Below are 4,645 nucleotides of genomic sequence, written 5' to 3'. Positions count from 1 at the left end.
TCCCGGAGCTGTGTGGCTATATGTGCATACACGTGAAGAGAGAAGAGCAGAACTCCCCAGACCGACATAGCAAAAAGGCTTAGGTCGTTGACCCAAGCCCGCCTCAGCATACTCATACCAGATGCCAGGAACCAGACTTGAACTGGTGACACGAGGATTTTCAGTCCTCTGCTCTACCAACTGAGCTATCCCGGCTCTGGACCTACTATCTTACGATGTCGAGGGGGGTTTTGACAACTGGTGGCGCCCCCAATTTAGCCAATCAATTTCTCCAAAGCCTCCGTCTGGGGGATGCAGAGAACATCTCGGTTGCGATCCCGGCGGATCAGCTCCTCTTGCTCCAGCTTGGACAGGACGCGAGTGACCGTTTCCCGAGCCAGGCCACTGAGGCTGCTCAGCTCCCGATGGGGCAAGTTGGGGATCTCTACGCCACTTCGGCTAACCCGGCCACGGGATTCGGCCAAAAACAGCAGGATATCGGCAACACGGGCCGTACTACTGGCCTCGCGCAACTGCAGACGACGGTTGATCTGCCGTAAGCGGCGCGACATGAGCTGAGCAAGGCGGATGCCGGCCTGAGGATCAGAAGCCAAAAAAGCCAGGAAGTGTTGGGCCGACAGACAACTGACTTTGGTGGCTGTTAGGGCTACAACGTCGGTAGAACGAGGCGCTTCGTCCAAAGCAGCCATTTCCCCGAAGATTTCCCCTGGACCAAGAATGGTGAGGGTGATCTCCCGGCCTTCGAGATCATGGGTGCGAATCTTGACCCACCCTTCCAGGATGAAATAAACGGCGTTACCCCAGTCATTTTGTAACAAGATGGCCTGGTTGACCGGGTGGGAGCGCAACGACATTTGCCCGGCCAGCGGCTCTAGCCTCTCAGGAGGAAAGCCCTCGAACAGGAGCATCAGGCGAAGGTCATCTGGAGTTACATCGCTCACTGTTGGATCCTCCTGCACGGGGTTGGTTCTGGTTGAGTGGGATGGGAAAAGGGTAGGCCTGGAAAGCCCCCCTGCTCCCCAGCCTACAGCCCGCCAGGGCGAACTGCGTAGCGATAGGGCAGGGCTTTAGACCCAATTTTTACCGCTACTTTGGAAAGGGATCCCTGCACAACAAAAGCTGCTGCCATCCTCTAGCCCAGAAACGGCAAAATCCATCTTGCTGATAGCAATTTTCTCGAGTTTGTGCAGTTTGAGTCGAGATCTAGACCTGCTGAAGTTGAGATGGCCAATCTTGGCTGGTATCCAAAACCTTTAAAAAAGGCCGTTCCGAATCGGAAAAATCCTGCCAGTGGGCCTGCTGTTGGGAGAGCATCTCGGCGGTGGCATCAGCAATGTCGGCAGAGGGCTGCTGATCTCCATCGCTGGAACCAGCTGGGGCCAAGAGGGGTTGAGGAGCTGGGCTGCGGCGTTGCAGGCGCTCCCGCAAAACAGGTTCAGGGGCGTAGCAGTGAAGGATGCGCAGTGGGATCCCTTGGCGTTGGGCCTGATCAATGGCCATCCCCCGCAGGGCTTGCCGGTCAAACTTGGCGTCCAGAATCACGGTGTAGCCTTCCTGGGCCAGCTCTACTCCCAACTGCACCAAGCGGCGGTAGGTTTTATCGGTCATCTCCGGGGTATAAACCTCCGGCCCCCCCCGTTGCCGCAGAGGGATCCCGGCCAAATGCTTGCGCACCGCATCGGAGCGAATGTGAATGGCCCCCCGCTGACGGGCCAAGTGGCGGGCTACCGTGCTTTTGCCGGATCCCGACAATCCCGACATCAGGAACAACTGCCCCCGCTTGGGGAGGGTGTATTCCCAGGCAAGACGGTAATAGCGGGCGGCGGTGCTAAAGGCTGTGGCCTTGGCTTCCTCTGCTGCCGTGGGATCCTCCAGCAAAAAAGAGGTGACCTTGGCCCGCACGTAGGCCTGCCGATTGAGGTAAATAGGCAAGATCTTCAACCCTTCCCAATCTCCGGTTTCTTCCAGGTAGGTGTTCAAATAGGCGTTTCCCAGATCGGGGCGATGGCGGGCATCCAAATCCATCACCCCATAGGATATGTCGTACATGACATCCACAAAGCGGAAGGCTTCATTAAACTCGATGCAATCAAAAAGCAGGATCTTCCCTTCCCAAAAACAGATGTTGCCTAGGTGCAGGTCTCCGTGGCATTCACGAATGCGGTTTTGTTCTATTCTTTGTTGAAACAGCTCCTGCCGCTCAGCAAAAAAGCGATCGGTGTAGGCTTGGGTTTCTCGATATTGCTGAGCTGTTTGTGGGCCGCCGACGTAGCGCTGGGTTTGGGCGTAATTCTCGTCAAAGGCTTCTCGCACCCGTTCTGGCCGGCCAAAGCTGCGGATGTAGTCGTTGGTCTCGGTTTGGGCATGAAACGTCGCCACCACCCGCCCCAGCTCCTCCATCAAGGACGGCGTTAGCTCTCCCCGCTCAAACAGGTTGCTGAACAGTTGCTCTTGGGGAAATTGCCGCATTTGCAGAGCGTATTCTATGGGCTCGCCGCTGCTGTTGAACTGAAATCGGCCATCGGTCTGGACAATGGGCAACACTTGCAGATAAAGGCCGGGAGCACCGCGCTGGTTCATGCGCAGCTCTTCTTGGCAAAAGTGGCGCCGCCTCTCCAGGGTGGTGAAGTTCAAAAAGCCAAAGTCCAAAGGCTTTTTCACTTTATAGGCATAGTCGCCTGTCAGCAGAATATAGGAAATGTGGGTTTGAATAAGCCGAATGGGATCCTGTACCGGATGAGGGTAGAAGGCGGGATCCAGCATCGCTTGGATCAAGGGGGGCAGGTGGGTATCGACCATGAAAAACGATAGAGATGGAAAAAGGGCTTGGACGGGGATCCCTATCTTCCGCCGACAGAGCAGATTGTCCTCCACCTATTCCTTAAAGGGCAAGGCGGCTTCTTGGGGGGAAAGACGGATGAGGCTGATCCCCTGCTGAATTAGCGTATCTTGAGCAGCACCGGAAAGAGCGTAGGGCCAGACCAGATATTTGGTGTTGATGTAGTCTTGTCCGCGCTTGGCCAGGTTTACCTGTTCCGAGAGCATGCGCACGTCTGGCCCGCGGCTGATAGTGGCTTCGGCCCGGCGAATGCGCTGCATCAGTTGGCTGAACAGCTCTTGGGGCTGCTGCACAAACACCACAATGGCCAAGTCACAGGGGTTGTAATAGTTGCCGATGCCGCAGAGGAGCAGGGCTTCACTGGAGAGAACAAGGGTTTCTTGATCCCCCAGAGCCACCACCGGATACAGAAAGGTGCGCACATCCTCCAGTTGCCAGTGGTTAAAAGAGTGGCTATCTACCTCCCCCCGCACCCAAGAGGAGATGGCAGGAAAAACTGCTTCGCTCAACAGTCGATAGGCCGTCTGGGGTCGCCCTAGCCAGCAGAGGGCATTTTCGTAGAAGCTCTCGTTCTCCAGCAGGTGGGGGGTGAGAGGAGCAACCATGGGCAGATCCTCAACGGGCTTTCTCCAGCATGCCTACTCGGGGATGGTTAAGGCAATTTTGCCCAGAACGGATCCCTGCTCCAGCAACCGGTGGGCGGCAGCCGCTTCGGCCAGAGGAAAGGTGTGGCTGAGCTGGATCCGCAGTTGGCCTTGGTCGATGAGGCGGGCACATTGCCTGAGGATTTCCGCCTGATTTTGTTGGGCGTTGGTCAGGCTTTTCAGCATCGGGGTGAGCATCAGCTCAAATCCCACCCGCAAGTTGCGGTCGCGAGCCACCCGCCAGTCGATCTCTGGGGCCGGGGCCAGCAGGGTGACGATATCTCCGTACACGCGCACTGCGGGGAAGGTCTGCTCCAATAGCTTGCCGCCCAAGGTATCTAGGGCAAGATCTACCCCCTCTCCCCCTGTCCAGTCCAAAACGGCGCGCACAAAGTCTGTCTGCCGGTAGAAGATGGGCAAGCCGGCGCCTAGGGAACGGACAAACTCCGCCTTTTCCGGGGTGCTCACGGTGGTGGCCACTTTGGATCCCCGTAGACGGGCCAGTTGAATGGCCACATGGCCAACTCCACCCGCTCCCCCGTGGATGAGCACACTTTGGCCGGCCTGGAGACGTCCCCGGTCGTACAGCGCTTCCCAGGCGGTGATCAGCACCAGCGGGGCAGCAGCAGCCTCCGCAAAGCTCAGAGTTCTGGGCTTGGGAGCCACAAAACGCTCGTCCACCACGATCAGCTCGGCGTAATTCCCCGCCTGCCTGCCCAGACCCCCGTGGCAGAAGTACACCTCGTCTCCCACTGTAAAGTGCCTAACTCCGGATCCCACGGCTTCCACAACGCCGGCACCGTCACACCCCAGAATGGCGGGCATCTCCTCTGGATAGAAGGTGCCCCGTTGCCGCAGTTTGGTGTCGATGGGGTTGACGCCGGCTGCCCTCAGACGGATGCGCAGCTCCCGCTCGCCGCGAATTTGGGGCTCAGGTACTTCTCGGAGCTGCAGAACCTCTGGCCCGCCGGGCACACTCATGACTACGGCTTTCATGCGCTCAAGTTGTCAGCTTCAGTTGGGTTGGCCCGCTCAAAGGATGCAGGGTAGAGTTTGTTCTGGTGATGAGAAGATGGGCATCTCCCCATTGGGGTGTTGCTTTGCAACCCTGCGGAGTCTTGCAGCTGCTCTCTAGCCTATTTTAGCTAAACCGCCGAGAAGC

General features: G+C 57.6%; 4 protein-coding genes and 1 tRNA gene. All 5 read right to left on the bottom strand.

What is annotated here, in order from left to right; translation table 11 throughout:
* Positions 1–122 precede the first annotated feature (122 nt).
* Positions 123–195 (bottom strand) — tRNA-Phe (locus tag NW819_RS13825).
* Positions 196–254: 59 nt separating this feature from the next.
* Positions 255–908, bottom strand: coding sequence for a Crp/Fnr family transcriptional regulator (locus NW819_RS13820; protein WP_414414101.1), 654 nt, complete (start codon positions 906–908; stop codon positions 255–257).
* A gap of 295 nt (positions 909–1,203) precedes the next feature.
* The gene (locus NW819_RS13815; protein WP_414414100.1) at positions 1,204–2,799 is read right to left on the bottom strand and encodes an AAA family ATPase; all 1,596 of its coding nucleotides are present in this window, start codon (positions 2,797–2,799) and stop codon (positions 1,204–1,206) included.
* 75 nt (positions 2,800–2,874) lie between these two features.
* A complete protein-coding gene (locus NW819_RS13810; protein ID WP_414332236.1) occupies positions 2,875–3,444 on the bottom strand; it encodes a hypothetical protein in 570 nt (189 codons plus the stop codon).
* A 33-nt stretch (positions 3,445–3,477) separates the two neighbouring features.
* Complete coding sequence (locus tag NW819_RS13805) at positions 3,478–4,479, bottom strand: zinc-dependent alcohol dehydrogenase family protein (protein ID WP_414349833.1); 1,002 nt, start codon at positions 4,477–4,479, stop codon at positions 3,478–3,480.
* Positions 4,480–4,645: the final 166 nt, after the last annotated feature.

The organism is Synechococcus sp. R8-2 (genome assembly GCF_047461715.1).
In the GTDB taxonomy this organism is placed as follows: Bacteria; Cyanobacteriota; Cyanobacteriia; order Thermostichales; family Thermostichaceae; genus Thermostichus.
This window is presented reverse-complemented; position numbering and strand designations above follow the sequence as displayed.